Consider the following 16,358-nt stretch of genomic DNA (forward strand, 5'->3'; position numbering starts at 1 on the left):
TTTACAACCTTAGTCTAATTCTCTGAGCATTGAACGGACCGACTTGTCCGAGAGTGCAAAAGAGATAAAAGATGAAAATCTGGCGACTCCTGCGGACGAAAACCGCAATATTTCCAATAAGCTTATTACTCATCGGCGCATTTGCGGGTGGCATTGTGTTCTGGGGCGGCTTTCACACCGCGATGGATTACACCAACACGCTGGACTTCTGCGTCTCCTGTCACGAAATGCGCAGCACGGTCTATGAGGAGTACAAGAAGTCTCCGCACTTCTCGAACGCATCCGGCGTTCAGGCGGTCTGTTCAGATTGCCATGTACCCAAGGAAACCTACCCAAAGATCATTCGCAAAATCAAAGCAGTCAAAGAGGTCTACTCCAAGCTCACCGGTAAGATCGACACCAAGGAGAAGTTCGAAGCACACCGCCTGACTATGGCCAAGAGTGTTTGGGCAGAGATGGAAGCCAACGACTCCCAGCAATGCCGCAACTGCCATAAGCAAGACTCTATGGATTTCACAAAGCAGCATCCAAAAGCCTCTGAAACCATGCAGAAAGGCTTCAAGGATGGCGAGACCTGCATCTCCTGCCACAAAGGCATCGCCCACAAACTGCCGGATATGTCTCAGGGCTACAAAGCCATGTACGACGAATTGCAGGCCCTCTCCACAAACGAAGGCGCAACCTCCAATCATCTCTACGCCATTACCAGCAAGCCATTCTTCGTTGAGCAGGCCAAAGCGGAAAGCAACGGCAAGAGCGATGGGCGCCTGATGGGTGGCACGGATGTGACTGTACTTGAGCGCAGTGGTGATCTCCTGAAGGTCCGCATTGCAGGTTGGCAGCAGGATGAAGTCGACCGCGTGATCTATGCCCTCAGAGGCCAGCGCATCTTTTCCGCTACGGTTGGCAAAAAGGTCGTCGACAAGATCGAGCGCCTGAAGACGGAGGTGGATCCGGACACCGAGTTGACCTGGCATCAGGTGCAGATCGACACTTGGGTTTCCAAGGAGAACCTGATCTCAGAGGGTGATCAGCTCTGGGCATACACCAAGGAGATGTACACCGCAGCCTGCTCCACATGTCATGGCCTGCGCGATCCTGAGCATTTCCTCGCCAACCAGTGGATCGGCTCTCTCAAAGCTATGAAGCGGTTCATCTCACTGGACAAAGAACAATACCGCATCCTGCAAAAGTACCTGCAGCTCAATGCCAAAGACACAGGTGGGAGTGGAGCTCATGGGTAAGCACGAAACCATCACCTTTTCCAACAGTGACAGATCTCTGGTCTACCGCTGGCTGGCAAGCTTCTTCACCAGCGAAGTAAAAATCGAGACTCTGGAGAGTTACAGCTCTCCGGAAGGCAAAGCCCTGCTTGATGTGTTTGCATTGGCACCAGAGCTCTCCTCTTTCATCAACCAGCTGTCTCAAATGGCGCAGCTTCCCAAAGAAGACTACCAGACACAGGTACTGGATCTGGCAACCGCCTACTCCCGCCTGTTTCTAGGCGCCGGTGGTGCGCACTCTGCACCTCCCTATGAGTCTGCTTACTACAATGAAAAAGGCACGCTCTTCCAAAAGCCGACAGCGGACATGAATAAACTCCTGCAGGAACTTGGCATATCCATTGAAAGCTCATTGAAAGAACCAGCAGACCATCTGGGTGTACAGCTCAACGTGTTGGCGGAATACATCGACAGGGAAGCTCTGGCAGAAGCCAATGGCGATCAGGCATCAGCTCAATCACTGCATGAAAATCAGATCTGGTTCCTGTCAAACCATCTGCTCAACTGGGTGCCGTCATTCTGCGAAGGCTGCAAACGCTTTGATCCTTCGGGCTTTTATGAGCAGCTGGCTGCTGCTCTCAACACCTGGCTCAGCATGGATCTGGCACGTTTAAACGAAGCAGGCACGACCAACTGACCCTCACCATTTACAACCTGTTTACTCGATTTTACATCCCGTTCAATCAACGCGCGAACCACGTTTACACGCTGTGATTACGGTAACACTCAGAGAAAACGGGCTGTTTTCATCGGGCTACTTGCTCAACTCATCGATTTGTTCTGCCAAAATAAAGGGACAGCAGAGATGTCGAAAATCATTGCAAACTATACGTCTCGTCGTAGCTTCCTGAAGGGCGCTTCCGCACTGGGCGCTCTGGGTGTACTGGCTCCATCCATCTTCTCACCACGCTTTGCACAAGCAGCAGTCAACGGAGAAGTTCTCTCCGGTTGTCACTGGGGTGCTTTCCGCGCAGTGGTCAAAGATGGTCGCTGGACAGAAGTAAAACCTTGGGAGCAGGATCCGCATCCTAGCCACCAGCTGGCAGGTGTTATGGACTCCGTCTACTCACCATCACGCATCAAGTATCCGATGGTTCGCCGCGCTTATCTTGAAAAGGGCCGTGGTGCAGACGTTGAAGACCGTGGCAGCAACGATTTTGTTCGCGTCAGCTGGGACAAAGCGTTGGATCTGGTAGCTCAGGAACTCAAATACGCCAAGGCAACACATGGCCCGCGCAGCGTCTTTACCGGCACATACGGCTGGAAGAGTGCAGGTAAGATCCATAACAGCCGCAGCCTGCTGCGCCGCCTGATCAACCGCGGCCTGCAAATGCCAAACGTCACCCACACCGGCGACTACTCAACCGGCGCCTCTCAGGTGATCATGCCGCACGTCATGGGCACACTGGAAGTCTACGAACAGCAGACGGTCTGGCCAGTTGTCGTCGAAAATACAGAAGTGCTGGTCGTTTGGGGCGCAGACCCAATCAAGACCAACCAGATCGACTGGCTCATCGCAGACCATGACAGCTACACCTATCTTGAAGAATTCAAGAAGACCGGCAAAAAAGTCATCTGCATCGACCCACTCAAATCCAAAACCGCAGAGTTCATGGATGCAGAGTGGGTGCAGGTCAAACCACAGACCGATGTTGCATTGATGCTCGGCATGGCACACACGCTCTTTGTTGAAGAGCTGTATGACGTCGACTTCATGGACGAATACACCGCAGGTTTCGACAAATTCCTCCCATATCTGACTGGTGAGACAGATCAGACACCGAAATCTGCTGAATGGGCCTCAGAAATCTGCGGTGTTCCAGCTGACAAGATCAAGGAACTGGCACGCCTGTTCATGGGCAACCGCACCATGCTCACCAGCGGCTGGTCCCTGCAACGTCAACACCATGGCGAGCAGCCACACTGGATGCTGGTCACACTGGCTTCTATGCTGGGTCAGATCGGCCTGCCAGGCGGTGGTTTCGGTCTTTCCTATCATTACTCCAACGGCGGCACCCCAACCTCCGATGGCCCTGCCCTTTCCGGCATGAACGACGGCGGTGCGATGGAAGGCTCGGTGTCCATTCCAGTGGCTCGTGTTGTTGAAATGCTAGAACGTCCGGGTGAAGAGTATGACTTCAACGGCACCCGCTACACCTTCCCTGACATCAAGATTGCGTACTGGGCTGGCGGCAACCCGTTCCACCACCATCAGGATCGCAACCGCATGATCAAGGCCTGGCAGAAACTGGAAACAGTGATCGTTCAGGACTATCAGTGGACCGCAACAGCACGCTTTGCTGACATCGTTCTTCCGGCAGCTTCTGCTTATGAACGCAATGACATCGAAGCAATGGGCTCCTACTCCAACAAAGCAACTGTAGCGATGAAGAAGATCGTTGATCCTGTCTTCGAAGCCCGCAGTGAGTATGACATCTTCGTTGATCTGGCAGACCGCCTTGGCAACAAAGAAGCCTACACTGACGGTCGTGACGAAATGGACTGGATCCGTCACTATTACGAGCAAGCTCAAAAACAGGCTGCAAGCAAGAACCTTGAAATGCCTGCGTTCGAGAAGTTCTGGGAAGACGGCATCGTCGTTCATCCAGTCTCACAAGCTGCGAAGGAATACGTCCGTTACGCTGATTTCCGCGAAGATCCTCTTCTGGAACCACTGGGCACACCAACCGGTAAGATCGAGATCTACTCCAAGAACATCGAGAAAATGGGCTACGACGACTGTCCTCCGCACCCAATGTGGATGGAACCACTCGAACGCCTCGATGGCCCGGATGCCAAGTTCCCGATCCACGTCAACACCGGCCATCCAAATGATCGTCTGCACTCGCAGCTCAACGGTACAATCCTTCGCGAAGGATACGCTGTTGCAGACCGCGAACCATGCATGATCAACCCGAAAGACGCCGAAGCGCGCGGCATCAAGTCTGGCGATGTCATCCGCATCTTCAATGATCGCGGCCAGACACTGGCAGGTGCGATCGTCAGCGAAGACATCATGCCAAACGTCATCCGCCTTTACGAGGGTGGCTGGTATGACCCAGTCGAAGGCGGCAAAATCGGTAGCCTCTGCGCATACGGTGACGTCAACACCCTCACCCCAGACCTTGGCACCTCCAAGCTGGCACAGGGCAACTGCGGCCACACCGTCATCGCCGACTTCGAAAAATTCGAAGGCGAACTGCCAGACGTCAAAGTCTTCACGGCTCCAACGAACGGATAAATCAGGTTCCGTCACAACACCGAAAAGGGCTGCCCCGCGCAGCCCTTTTTTCTTGCCTGCTCATTGTTCTCATAGTGCATTTAAGTCAAGACTTAAGCCTGACACTCAGCTTTCAATAACTGTCATCCCACCGCATCAAAACCAGCTATAACCAGTATGGTAGAACAGAAGCTGCAATAGTTCTGCGGGGAAGCGATGACAGAAAAACAGCAAAACACATCAGCCCACACTCAGGAAAAGATGGCCCGTCGTTATGATGACGGACGTGAGCATAAGCACAACAAAGATCATCTGGAGTACGAGCGCGGTCGCAAGAGCCATCCGGCCACTCAGCATGGCGGCGATCCGGAAGGCCACAAACACCCGCATAAAAACCGCGCCGGAAAAGGCCATTCAGATAACGGCCACCACCGCACCAAAATGCATGACCACAAAGAACACACCAGAGAGCATCACAAGAAAGACATTCACTGATCTAGCACTCAGCAAGTACTTTCGATGTGTGTTCTCCTAGTCTCACAAAAACACCCCGGCCATTTCTGACCGGGGTGTTTTTTGATTTCTAATGTGAGATGCGACTAGCTGCCGAGCAGACCGCTCAACATCACCCAGACTACTGCCAGCGGAGCAACGATCCGCATGATCCAAGTGAACGCTGCCATCCACTTGAAGTTCAAAGAACCATTATTGCTCAGCTCTTTGCCCATCTTCTCAAGCACGATCCAACCTGCGAACAGGGAAGTCAGAATACCACCGATTGGCAGAGTGTAGTTGTCGACCGCATAAACCATCAGATCAAAGAAGTTCATGCCGAACAGCTTGTACTCACCCCAAACACCCAATGCGAGGGAACAAGGCACGCCAATCAGGAAGATCAGGATACCAACCACAATCGCAGACCACTTGCGCTCAATGCCGTATTCTTCTGCAAAGTAAGCGACCGGAATAGCCAGCAGAGAGATGGAAGAGGTCAGCGCTGCAATCAGCAGCATCGCGAAGAAAATGATCTGGAACACGTAGCCGCCAATCATCTCACCAAACACAGCTGGCAGAGTGATGAAGGTCAGGCCCGGACCTGCTCCTGGATCCATGCCGAAGGCAAACACAGCCGGCAGAACCAGCAGGCCACCCAGCACGCCAACAAGCGCCGCAAGGAACACCACCCAGCAGGATGCATTCGGGATGTCCGCGTCTTTGTCCAGATAGGAACCATAGGTGATCATCGCGCCCATACCCAGAGACAAGCTAAAGAACGCCTGCCCCAGAGCTGCACGCAGCATCTCACCATTCACCTGAGACCAGTCTGGTACGAGGAAAAACTCAATACCTTCCCATGCACCCGGCAGGGTCACACTGCGAACCACAAGAACCATCAGGAGAATAAACAGCAGAGGCATCAGAACCTTAACGGAGCGCTCAATACCTTGCGCTACGCCTGCAATCACAATACCCATGGTCAGAACCATGAACACACCATGATAGAAGATCGGCTCCCAAACCGCAGAAACCAGCCCGCCGAACTGCGCTTCCAGCAGCTCAGGCTGAGCAGATTCAATGGTGCCTGCGATACTCTTCACCAAATAGGCGATCGTCCAGCCGCCAACGACGGAGTAGAACGACAGGATCATAAAGCCCGTGACCACCCCGATCACACCCGTGGTGGACCAGAGGCTGCCACCCAGCGCGCGGAACGCACCCACTGGGTTCTTCTTCGCTGAACGACCAATAGCGATTTCCGCCATGATCAGCGCTGCGCCGATGGTCGCCATGATGATCAGATAAACCGCCAGAAAAGCGCCGCCGCCCTGGGTACCTGCCAGATATGGAAATTTCCAGATATTACCGAGACCGACTGCAGACCCTGCAGCAGCCATAATGAAGCCGAAGCGGCTTCCCCATTGCTCACGTTTCATTCTTATTGTTGCCAATCAACATGTGATGGTTTGTTTCAATCAAGCGCAAAAGCTTGAAATGAATTCGTTGTTCCAGCTCTTTTGATGAAATTTTTAGCCTTGTTGACCTGACAGATTGTCGCAAGCAAAACTACGTACCCGAAAAAATAAGCGTTTTCTGCGAGTGCAATTATTGGGTGAGATCAAAAACTGGCCACATGAACTCATATTTTCCGATAAATAGGCACACTACACCCAAGGAATGCAATTTATTAGCAGACTCATTCAATTATTGAATTAACCACGATATATGAGCGCAATTTCCTGTCCTCATATGCGGCCCACAGGTTTTTTCGTCGCATGCCCTGCTGCAGCGCCCCAAAACCACAATTCAGACACAAAAAAGCACCGCCAAAACGGTGCTTCTTTTTCTCGTTGGGACGATCATCAGGCCTTATGCTTGAGGCCAGCGTCCCCTTACACTGCGATATCTGGCCTGCTTTTCCTCGTCCAGACATGCCATCTCACGCGGCAATCTGGCATTCATGGAATGCACCCAGTAGCGCTTTAGCTGCCTCAACATAACCCAGTTCCTTATCAAGACCATCTCGGGTGAAGGGACCATGCCCAACAAGCACATCTTCCTCCTTCATCCGGCCCAGATTAAGTCAAACTACGCATGACCTCAGAACAGCATTAAAAAAGGCCACCAAAACTGGCGGCCTTTTCATTGTTTTTGAGCGAAGCTTTATACGCCGAAGATGGAGTGAGCCATCACGTAGATGATTGCGATTGGCGCAAACACACGGCACATCCACTTCCATGCGATCAGATAGGCAAATGGACGCTCGCCTTCATTGGTCACTTCCGCAGCAAACTTGTCATAGCTCACCCAACCAGCAACCAGACAGGTCGCAATCGCGCCCAGTGGCAGGAAGTAGTTGTCAGTGAGATAGCCAAGGAAGTCGAAGAAGTTCAGCTCGAAGAACGTGACATCGCCCCAGACGCCCAGCGCCAGAGAGCTTGGAACACCAAACAGGAAGATCACGATACCAACCCAGATGGTCGCCGCCTTACGGCCCACGTTGAACTCCTCGCAGATGAAAGCAACCACAACCTGCAGCAAGGAAATTGCTGAGGTGATCGCAGCCACAAACAGCAGCAGGAAGAAGCAAAGCTGAATGAAGGTGCCAAATGGCAGCTCAGCAAAGATCGCCGGAAGAGTGATAAAGGTCAGGCCTGGGCCTGCAGCCGGATCCATGTTGAACGCAAACACAGCTGGCAGAATAAGGAAGCCAGCCAGAATGGCAACCAAGAGATCGAGGCCAACAACCCAAACAGCTGCGTTTGGAATGCTCTCTTTGTTACCCAAATAAGAACCATAGGTGATCAAGGCACCCATACCCAGTGACAGCGTGAAGAACGCCTGTCCCAGAGCTGCGGCAACCATGTCCGGGTTCAGATGTGACCAGTCAGGAACGAGGAAGTACTCAACACCTGCCCAGGCCCCTTCGAGGGTCAGAGAACGAACCACCAGCAGTGCCAGCAGAATGAACAGAAGCGGCATCATAATCTTGGATGCCTTCTCGATACCACCGGAAATACCGTTGATCACGATCAGCACACCAATTGCCATGAAGGCACCGTGATAAATGATCGGCTCAACTGCATCTGTCACCAATGCACCGAAGTGTCCCTCAAACTCTGCACCGGAATAACCAGCAAAGCCACCGGTTAACGTCTTAACCACGTAAGCGATAGTCCAGCCGCCGACAACGGAATAGAATGAGAGAATAAGAAACGCGGTCAAAACCGCCATGAGACCAAAAATCGACCAGCCTGCGCCGCCGACACGCTTGAAAGCGCTGAATGGGTTGGCTTGAGCCTGACGGCCCAGCGCAATCTCCGCGATCATCACACACAAACCAATCGCGATCAAAAACGCAATGTAGACCACGAGGAATGCCCCGCCGCCTTCTGCGCCAACCAAATACGGAAATTTCCAGATATTACCTAATCCAACCGCTGAACCTGCAGCAGCCAGAATGAAGCCGATACGACTTCCCCAATGCTCTCGTTGCATGTGACCTAAGCCATTCTTTTTTGATTTTGCTTAAGTGTATTTTGAAATCAACTTTCACAAGTTGCCCGATTCTAGCAATATATCGCCAGAGATACACCCCATTTATGCAACAGAGTTTCTCATATATGACTATTGGGTGTCACGATGCCCATAAAAAAGTAATACTGATTACTACGCGGCATATGGTGAGATTAACTCAATAAGATAAGTAGTATTGATTACTTTAGCTCTACAGCAACCAATACTACCTCTGATATATCTTATACTCAATTACACTGAGAACAAGAGTTCGGCCAAAGAGTCGTGTTACAAAGGGACTGAATATTGCTGACAATCGCATCAGCACCAGCTGCCTTTGCGCTCTGACAGGCACCATTTGCGTTGTTAACAGACAGCTTGCCATTGGCCACCACGGAGAGCGGGAAGCTCATGTTGGTGCGCTGATAAACCAGCGTGTTCTGACCACACTTGATCATTGGCATTGGGCCACCCGCACTGCTTCCATCCGCATAGAGCGCTGTACCGCGGTTACAATACTGGGTCATGGGAGGAGTGACTTGTGTGTCGTTGCCCTGAGCATAGCTTTCAGAAGCGACCATGAAAGTACCGGCCAGCAGAAGGCCGAGACACCAAAAAATACGCATTTTTCTTCCTTCTCGTTGGTCCCACCTCCTACGAAATCATGGCAGGACAATCTTAAGGACGAAGCATGCGCACTTTTGTGAAGAAAAAGGCCGTCGAGCACGACACTCGGCAGCCTCCTATTCAAACCAGTATTATCAGCGCTTTGGTTACTCAGCCGCTTCCATGGCAGGCATCTTCGCCGCAACTGCTTTCTGCGCGGCCGCATACTCTTCAGAAAGGCGGGCAACCAGATCACCAGCAGTGCCGATAGTCTTCACCGCACCAATGCCCTGACCGCAACCCCAGATCTCTTTCCAGCTCTTCGGCTTACCAGACCCACTGTTAAAGTTCATGGTCTTCAGATCGCCTTCGGGCAGATTGTTCGGATCCATACCGGCATTCTCAATGGAAGGCTTCAGATAGTTGCCGTGAACGCCCGTAAACAGGTTGGAGTAGACAATGTCCTCTGCCCCACTCTCAACAATCATCTGCTTATAGCCCTGCTCCGCATTCGCTTCCTCAGTCGCGATAAACGCAGAACCGATGTAAGCCAGATCAGCCCCCATCACCTGAGAAGCAAGGATGGACTGGCCGGTGCTGATGCTGCCAGACAGCAGCAAAGGACCATCAAACCATTCACGGATCTCCTGAATAAGTGCAAACGGAGAGGTCGTCCCTGCATGACCACCTGCACCTGCTGCAACAGCGATTAGGCCATCAGCCCCCTTCTCAATCGCCTTATGCGCATGTGTGTTGGTGATGATGTCATGCAGAACAATGCCACCATAAGAGTGTACCGCATCAAACACCTCTGGCCGTGCGCCAAGAGAGGTGATCACGATTGGCACCTTGTACTTCACGCAAAGCTCCACATCATGCTCCAGACGATCGTTGGAGCGATGCACAATCTGGTTCACTGCAAATGGAGCAGACGGCTTATCCGGATTGGCGGCATCATAGGCTGCCAGCTCTTCCGTAATCTGGATCAGCCACTCTTCCAGCTTTTCCTTTGGGCGCGCATTAAGCGCAGGGAAAGATCCAACGATCCCCGCTTTACACTGTGCAATCACAAGGTCAGGATTACTGATGATAAACAATGGGCTGCCAACAACTGGCAGGCGAAGTTTAGTCTTCAAAATATCTGGCAAAGCCATTTCAAACATACTCCCTTACAAATCCGACAATCTGCCTGCCTCTAGAAGGCTCAGGCAGCATCCCCTCTCCGACGTTTCAACCGCTCCTGAATGTCTTGCATCATCTCTCCGCTCCGGTCATCAACCAGAGCCTGAACATCCCGGGCACCTAATTCTCTGTAATCCTGCGAAAGCACACGCACCTCGCGCACCGGCTCTCCGCTCTGCCTGTCCAGCAGCTCCAGCCGTGGCCCATCTTCACGGGCCTCCCAGCGTTCACTCCACTGATGCAGCGCAATCATGACCGGATAGAAATCCATTCCCTTCTCGGTCAGCAGATAAACCGTGCCGCGTTTGTCATGCTGGTCTTGTTCCTTGCGCAACATCCCGGCCTGAACAAGCCGCCTCAACCGATCTGTCAGCACGCTGGTTGAAATCTGCAAGTGCCCCTGAAAATCATCAAAGCGCTTAATGCCCTGAAACTGACATCGCAGAATAAGCAGGATCCAGGGATCCCCCATCTGCTCGATGGCTTGGGCAACTGCGCAGTCAACACCTGCAAAGCTTCGTCGCGCTCCACTCATTCCCGGCTCCGGCACCTTTTCAAATTTAACTTCGTTTAAAGAAGCTATTTCCAGTTGACCTAATGGGCAACCTAGCCCTTTGGCCTAGTCGCAAATGAAGGCTCTGAGTCTATTTGCAAGACCGGTTTCAGAGCCTCAAACACCCCTTCTCGCCACGTCAGAGCCATCGAAACCAAGTTGTCCCCAGCCCCTGCAGAACTTTTTTCAAGCTTAGTTTCGCTCACCGAAACCACCCGAAACCCTCTTTCGGAAAAACCTTGTGTTTCGGTTTCCAAAACCGATTTCGGAGTCTTCGAAACCGATTTTGTTGACTTCCAAAATCGGTTTTGTAAGCATCATTGATGAAATCAGATCATGCATGGGAGCGATCTGGTGACAAAGTATTTGGGTGGGAATTCTGTGAGCATCACTGACCAGAATGTGCAGCAGAGAAAATCTGTGACCATTGGAGACGTGGCACGCCATGTAGGCGTAGCAAAGGGCACCGTGTCCCGCGTCTTGAACAACTACACGGACATTTCCAAAAACACACGTGAGCGCGTGCTCAAAGCTGTCGAAGAGCTGGGCTATCGCCCCTCCTCTACAGCACGCAACCTCAAGCGTGGCCGTGTCGACACGTTCGGCATCGTCTTGCCACTCATGCCCGGCAAAGGGGCCGATCCGTTTCTTGCCGAGTTTCTGGATGGCATGACACGGGCGCTCAATGCAGTCGACAAAGATCTGCTGGTCACAACAGCAAGCTCTATGGATGATGCAGTGCTGGCAATCCGCCGCCTCATCTCCTCACAAAAAGTCGACGGCTTCGTTCTCACCAGAACAGCAACCAATGATCCACGCGTCGATTATCTACTGGATCGCGGCTTCCCGTTTGTCAGCCATGGTCGCACCGCCCGTGAGAGCGAACATCCCTGGTTCGACATCGACAACCACGCCGCCTTCTACGCTGCCGCGCAAAAGGTCATCGCACAGGGGCATCGCCGCATCTCACTGGTGATGTCCAACCCGCAGATGAACTTCAGCCGCCTGCGCATCGAAGGCTTCCAGCAAGGACTGGAAGATGCTGGCCTTGCCTTTGAAGACCAGCTGATCGCCGAGGCAACTCTGGACGAACCCGGCGGCGAACAGGCAGCACTTCAACTACTCCGTCAGAACCGCCCGCCAACAGCCATCATCTGCATGACAGACGCCATCGCCATCGGCGTTACCAAAATCATCCGTCGTCATGGTTTGACCGTCGGCGAAGACATCACCGTCATCGGCTACGACGGCCTGCCTGTTTGCGAACACTTCGATCCGCCGCTCACCAGCTTTGCCCAAGAGCCGGTTCTCGCAGGCAGCACACTGGCGGAACTTCTCACAAAAGCAATCAGCGGTCAGCCAGCACGCGAGCTGCAGATACTGGCTGAAGCAAAACTCATTCAGCGTGGCTCTGATGGTCCGCCGCGCAAAACACCTGAGGAGCTGAAAGCTCACCTCAGCACATACTTCGCAACCGCATAATGGAGGAAATTATGTTCGGGAGGAACATTTTAAGGACAACAGCCCTCGTCGGCACGCTTGCATTTGCAATGAGTGCGGCACAGGCTGAAGCACTGCGCTTCTGGACCACAGAAGAACAGCCTGCACGTCTCGCCAAGCAGGAGGCAATGGCGAAGGCGTTTACCGAGAAAACTGGCATTGAAGTCAACGTTATTCCGGTAACAGAAAAAGACATGGGCACCCGTGCAACTGCAGCTTACGCAGCAGGCGATCTGCCAGACGTCATCTATCATCCGCTGATCCACGTTCTGCCATGGGCAGAAGCTGGCATCATCGACACAGATGCAGCAACCGAAGTCATCGAAGATCTGGAAGAAGGCACCTTCGCATCCGGCGCTCTGAACATGGCAGCCCTGCCAGATGGCTACGCAGCTGTTCCGGTTGATGGCTGGACCCAGATGATCGTCTACCGCAAGGATCTGTTTGACGCTGCCGGTCTGGAAGCACCAAACACCTACGCATCCATCCTTGCTGCCATCGAAAAGCTGCACAATCCGCCTGAGCAGTTCGGCTTTGTGGCTGCAACAAAGATCGACGAAAGCTTCATGAGCCAGCTTCTGGAACATGTGCTTCTGGCAAACGGCGCAACTCCGGTCGACAAAAACGGCTTCAAAGGCTTTGACGAGAAGAAACTTGCGGAAGCACTGACCTTCTATAAGGCATTGGCAAAGGCATCTCCTCCAGGCGACCTTTACTGGAAACAGTCACGCGAACTCTACTTCGCTGGCAAAGCAGCTATGATCATCTGGTCACCGTTCATTCTGGACGAGCTGGCTGGTCTGCGTGACAGCGCACCGCCAACCATCAACGACGACCCGACCTCTAAGGAACTGGCAGGTAAAACCGGCGTTGTAACCACTCTGTCCGGTCCATCCAACAAGGCCGGCGCAGCATGGGGCGACATCCGCTACTTCTCCATCACCAACGATGCTGACACAGAAGCTGCACAGCAGTTCGTGGAATACTCCATGAACGAAGGCTACATGGCGACCCTGTCCATCGCACCGGAAGGCAAGTTCCCTGTCCGCCGCGGTAATGCGGAAGACAAAGAAGCCTTCATCAAAGGCTGGGCAACCCTGCCAGTTGGTGTGGACCGCAAAGCACCGCTCACAGAGCTTTATCCGGCAGAAACAATCTCCCAGATTGTTGAAGGTTTGGACACGGCTAGCCGTTGGGGGGTGAAGGAAGGCCAGCTCAGTCTTGCGTCCAAGATCCTGAACTCCATGGCAATCAACCGTTACACCCGCGAGTTCATTGATGACGAACTCTCTGCGGAAGAAGCGGTCGCCCGGATCAATCAGGAACTTGCCAAGATCAAGTAAGGCCTGACGCCGCCGTGATTCCAGCCCGCAGGCCACTGGTCTGCGGGCTCTTAAACCACCAAAACCACAGTGATATCAGGAGCACAGCGCAATGAGCGCCATAGCCGATCAGGCCGGAAAAACTGTTACCACAAAAGGTGAAAGCGTAAGCCAGCCGCCCAAAGGCGCAGGCCCCATGCAAAAGCGGGAGGCCCGCCTCGCCTACACCATGCTGGCGCCCACGTTTCTGATCATCCTCGCAATTGTTCTTGGACCGTTGGTCGCCAACTTCTGGATCAGCTTCAAACCCGTGGAGCTGGGCGACTTGCGTGCCCCCAAAGTCCTTATCAACGAGCGTGTGAAAGGCAAACCCCAACAAGCAGGCGATCCGGCAACGCTGGAGTACCGTGTCCGCAATTCCTCCCAGAAAAACTCCATCGCAGACGCTGGTTTTACCGATCTTCTCCCACCCGGTTTCACCGCGCAAAAACTGCCGGATGCCTGCTCTCTGACTGGGATCAACCTGACCTGCAACATCGGCACGCTTGAAGGCAAAGCCCGCGAGAAACTCGTCATCGCAGGCACCGTTTCTGACGAATACCTTGCGCTGAAGAAGCCGGAAAAAGCCAGCAAGCCTGCAGTGTTCGGCAAGGCTGACAGCGTGCTCACCAACAGCACCTTTACACTCGACAACTTCCGCCGCGTGTTTGACAGCGATGAGTTCTGGAGCGTTCTGCGCGTCACGTTCTACTACACCATCTTCGGCACAGTGGGTGCACTCGTCCTTGGCCTGTTTGCAGCGCAGCTCCTCAATACCTCCTTCAAAGGCAGAGGCATCCTGCGCGGACTCTTCCTGTTCCCTTATGTGTCTCCAGTCATCGCCGTCGCCTTCACCTGGGTCGTACTGCTGGATCCATTCTCCGGAACCTTGAACGCCCTGCTCACCAAGATGGGTGTCTTCGCAGAGCCGGTGAACTTCTTCGGCCAGCGCGCAGTCGACCTGCACCTGTTCGGAACCTCCTTTGAGTTCCCACTGGCGCTCTCAACAGTCATCGCCTTTGAAGCTTGGCGGTACTTCCCGCTGTCTTTCCTGTTCATTCTGGCCCGCATGCAATCCGTTTCAACGGACATTTACGAGGCCGCAGAAATGGATGGCGCAACCCCGCTGCAGCAGTTCTGGTACATTTCCCTGCCACAGCTCATGGGCATCCTGTCAGTCCTCTTCCTGCTACGCTTCATCTGGACCTTCAACAAGTTCGACGACATCTTCCTACTCACCGGCGGCAATGCCGGAACCCGCACCCTGACCGTGGATGTATATGAGCAAGGCTTCGCGCTCTCCAACCTGGGTGCTGGTGCAGCCGTTGCTGTGGTCGTCTTTGTTGTTCTTGTCACCTTCGCCACCTTGTTCATCCGCTTCTCAACCAAGGAGGAAGGACTATGAGATTGCTAAACAGCTACGTTCTTTCTGCTGTAAGCGGAGCCGTCTGGGGCTTTCTGTCCATGATCGTGATTGGTGTCACCCTGACACTCATCACCGGCGAGCTGACCATCCCACAAGTGGGTGCCGCTACCCTCGCCGCTGCGCTGGGCGCGCTCTTCACCCATCTGTGGGAAGGTAAGATCGCCAGCATCGGACAGAAATACGCCCCAGCTGCCATCATCCTGCTGGCCCTGCTGGCCGCAACCTTCGGCGCACCTTTTGCTCTGCCGCTCTCCGTAGAGCCGCTCTGGCAGCTCATCGCACTGGTGTCCTTTGTAGCCGTCACCTTCTGGGCCAACCGCCAAACCATGGCCGGAACCCCAAAAGGCAGCCTCACCCGTTATGAGAAGGAAGTCATCTTCCTGCGTGTGGCAAAAGGCTTTGGCTTTGTCGTCTTCACCGTCATGGTGGCTCTGCCGTTCTACGTCATGGTTATGACCAGCCTGAAGAGCCAGCAGCAACTGCTCGGAAACCCACTGGATCTGTCCATCGACCTGTCTGGCGGCCTCTCAGGCATGTTCCGCTCTTACATCGAGCTGTTCACCCAGTTCAACTTCGGCACCTATCTGACAGTCTCTGCCATTGTTTCAGTGGCAACCGTCATCCTGACCCTGTTGTTCTCAGTTCCGGGTGCCTATGCAGTCTCCCGCCTGAACTTCCCAGGCCGCCCCTGGATGTCCCGCTCTGTGCTGCTCATCTACATGGTGCCGGCCATTGTTCTGGTCATTCCGCTCTATGCTGTCTTCTCTCAGCTGGGTCTGCGCAACTCGCTGACTGGCCTGCTCATCGTCTATCCGGCAACCACCATTCCGGTCGCCCTGTATATGCTGCAAGGCTACTTCAAAGGCCTACCAGCCGAGCTGGAAGAAGCGGGCCTCATGGATGGCCTCAGCCGTCTGGGCGTGATCCTCAAAATCACCTTGCCACTGTCTCTGCCAGCGCTAGCCTCCGTCTCCCTTTACGTCTTCATGATCGCGTGGAACGAGTTCCTCTTTGCCTTCATGTTCCTGGATGATCCGGACATCTTCACCCTTTCCCGCGGTGTTGTGTCCCTCAACTCTTCAGAAGTCCCACGTCAACATCTGATGGCCGGTGCGGTCATCGCAACAGTCCCTGTGCTTTGCATCTTCCTGTGGTTCGAACGGTTCCTCGTTCAAGGCCTCACAGCAGGTAGCGTCAAAGGCTAAGTGGCACT

14 protein-coding genes are annotated in these 16,358 nt (G+C 53.5%); 8 read left to right on the plus strand and 6 right to left on the minus strand.

Features of this window, described 5'->3' with window-relative positions; all coding sequences use genetic code 11:
• The first annotated feature begins 71 nt into the window (after positions 1-71).
• From AC3CB2_RS12755 to AC3CB2_RS12770, 4 genes are all read left to right on the plus strand, one after another.
• Positions 72-1,244 (plus strand): NapC/NirT family cytochrome c, encoded by a 1,173-nt coding sequence (locus AC3CB2_RS12755; RefSeq protein WP_352933065.1) that lies wholly within the window; start codon positions 72-74, stop codon positions 1,242-1,244.
• A complete protein-coding gene (torD, locus tag AC3CB2_RS12760) occupies positions 1,237-1,920 on the plus strand; it encodes a molecular chaperone TorD (protein ID WP_352933067.1) in 684 nt (227 codons plus the stop codon). The genes AC3CB2_RS12755 and torD overlap by 8 nt, the downstream gene beginning before the upstream one ends.
• Before the next feature lie 168 nt (positions 1,921-2,088).
• Positions 2,089-4,524, plus strand: a complete 2,436-nt coding sequence (gene torA / locus AC3CB2_RS12765) for a trimethylamine-N-oxide reductase TorA (RefSeq protein ID WP_352933069.1) — start codon at positions 2,089-2,091, stop codon at positions 4,522-4,524.
• A gap of 195 nt (positions 4,525-4,719) precedes the next feature.
• The gene (locus AC3CB2_RS12770) at positions 4,720-4,998 is read left to right on the plus strand and encodes a hypothetical protein (protein ID WP_008547867.1); all 279 of its coding nucleotides are present in this window, start codon (positions 4,720-4,722) and stop codon (positions 4,996-4,998) included.
• Between the two features lie 104 nt (positions 4,999-5,102).
• Here AC3CB2_RS12770 and AC3CB2_RS12775 read toward each other — a convergent pair whose 3' ends face one another.
• The 6 genes from AC3CB2_RS12775 to AC3CB2_RS12800 all read right to left on the minus strand — a co-directional run bounded on the left by AC3CB2_RS12775 (position 5,103) and on the right by AC3CB2_RS12800 (position 10,840).
• Entirely contained in the window at positions 5,103-6,437 is a 1,335-nt protein-coding gene (locus AC3CB2_RS12775) for a sodium-dependent transporter (RefSeq protein ID WP_352933071.1), read from the minus strand.
• Between the two features lie 503 nt (positions 6,438-6,940).
• A complete protein-coding gene (locus AC3CB2_RS12780; protein ID WP_352933073.1) occupies positions 6,941-7,069 on the minus strand; it encodes a hypothetical protein in 129 nt (42 codons plus the stop codon).
• Positions 7,070-7,164: 95 nt separating this feature from the next.
• Positions 7,165-8,499 (minus strand): sodium-dependent transporter, encoded by a 1,335-nt coding sequence (locus AC3CB2_RS12785; protein ID WP_014286350.1) that lies wholly within the window; start codon positions 8,497-8,499, stop codon positions 7,165-7,167.
• A 266-nt stretch (positions 8,500-8,765) separates the two neighbouring features.
• The gene (locus AC3CB2_RS12790) at positions 8,766-9,143 is read right to left on the minus strand and encodes a hypothetical protein (RefSeq protein ID WP_352933076.1); all 378 of its coding nucleotides are present in this window, start codon (positions 9,141-9,143) and stop codon (positions 8,766-8,768) included.
• Between the two features lie 147 nt (positions 9,144-9,290).
• Positions 9,291-10,277, minus strand: coding sequence for an NAD(P)H-dependent flavin oxidoreductase (locus AC3CB2_RS12795; protein ID WP_352933078.1), 987 nt, complete (start codon positions 10,275-10,277; stop codon positions 9,291-9,293).
• Positions 10,278-10,327: 50 nt separating this feature from the next.
• Positions 10,328-10,840 carry a winged helix-turn-helix transcriptional regulator gene (locus tag AC3CB2_RS12800; protein ID WP_014286353.1) on the minus strand — a complete coding sequence of 171 codons (513 nt, stop codon included), beginning with the start codon at positions 10,838-10,840 and terminating at the stop codon, positions 10,328-10,330.
• 372 nt (positions 10,841-11,212) lie between these two features.
• On the opposite strand from AC3CB2_RS12800, the gene AC3CB2_RS12805 reads away from it, so the two are divergent.
• From AC3CB2_RS12805 to AC3CB2_RS12820, 4 genes are all read left to right on the plus strand, one after another.
• Positions 11,213-12,340 carry a substrate-binding domain-containing protein gene (locus AC3CB2_RS12805; RefSeq protein WP_128647316.1) on the plus strand — a complete coding sequence of 376 codons (1,128 nt, stop codon included), beginning with the start codon at positions 11,213-11,215 and terminating at the stop codon, positions 12,338-12,340.
• Positions 12,341-12,351: 11 nt separating this feature from the next.
• Entirely contained in the window at positions 12,352-13,701 is a 1,350-nt protein-coding gene (locus AC3CB2_RS12810) for an ABC transporter substrate-binding protein (RefSeq protein WP_352933080.1), read from the plus strand.
• 91 nt (positions 13,702-13,792) lie between these two features.
• Positions 13,793-15,124, plus strand: coding sequence for a carbohydrate ABC transporter permease (locus AC3CB2_RS12815; protein ID WP_352933082.1), 1,332 nt, complete (start codon positions 13,793-13,795; stop codon positions 15,122-15,124).
• Positions 15,121-16,350 carry a carbohydrate ABC transporter permease gene (locus AC3CB2_RS12820; protein WP_352933084.1) on the plus strand — a complete coding sequence of 410 codons (1,230 nt, stop codon included), beginning with the start codon at positions 15,121-15,123 and terminating at the stop codon, positions 16,348-16,350. Before AC3CB2_RS12815 ends, AC3CB2_RS12820 begins: the two co-directional genes overlap by 4 nt.
• Positions 16,351-16,358 lie beyond the last annotated feature (8 nt).

The organism is Pseudovibrio sp. SCP20 (genome assembly GCF_057774105.1).

Bases quoted from the DNA above. Each gene is read 5' to 3' on its own strand.
- AC3CB2_RS12755 (WP_352933065.1), top strand. From the start codon at position 72: ATGAAAATCTGGCGACTCCTGCGGACGAAAACCGCAATATTTCCAATA.
- torD (WP_352933067.1), top strand. From the start codon at position 1,237: ATGGGTAAGCACGAAACCATCACCTTTTCCAACAGTGACAGATCTCTG.
- torA (WP_352933069.1), top strand. From the start codon at position 2,089: ATGTCGAAAATCATTGCAAACTATACGTCTCGTCGTAGCTTCCTGAAG.
- AC3CB2_RS12770 (WP_008547867.1), top strand. From the start codon at position 4,720: ATGACAGAAAAACAGCAAAACACATCAGCCCACACTCAGGAAAAGATG.
- AC3CB2_RS12775 (WP_352933071.1), bottom strand. From the start codon at position 6,437: ATGAAACGTGAGCAATGGGGAAGCCGCTTCGGCTTCATTATGGCTGCT.
- AC3CB2_RS12780 (WP_352933073.1), bottom strand. From the start codon at position 7,069: ATGAAGGAGGAAGATGTGCTTGTTGGGCATGGTCCCTTCACCCGAGAT.
- AC3CB2_RS12785 (WP_014286350.1), bottom strand. From the start codon at position 8,499: ATGCAACGAGAGCATTGGGGAAGTCGTATCGGCTTCATTCTGGCTGCT.
- AC3CB2_RS12790 (WP_352933076.1), bottom strand. From the start codon at position 9,143: ATGCGTATTTTTTGGTGTCTCGGCCTTCTGCTGGCCGGTACTTTCATG.
- AC3CB2_RS12795 (WP_352933078.1), bottom strand. From the start codon at position 10,277: ATGGCTTTGCCAGATATTTTGAAGACTAAACTTCGCCTGCCAGTTGTT.
- AC3CB2_RS12800 (WP_014286353.1), bottom strand. From the start codon at position 10,840: ATGAGTGGAGCGCGACGAAGCTTTGCAGGTGTTGACTGCGCAGTTGCC.
- AC3CB2_RS12810 (WP_352933080.1), top strand. From the start codon at position 12,352: ATGTTCGGGAGGAACATTTTAAGGACAACAGCCCTCGTCGGCACGCTT.
- AC3CB2_RS12815 (WP_352933082.1), top strand. From the start codon at position 13,793: ATGAGCGCCATAGCCGATCAGGCCGGAAAAACTGTTACCACAAAAGGT.
- AC3CB2_RS12820 (WP_352933084.1), top strand. From the start codon at position 15,121: ATGAGATTGCTAAACAGCTACGTTCTTTCTGCTGTAAGCGGAGCCGTC.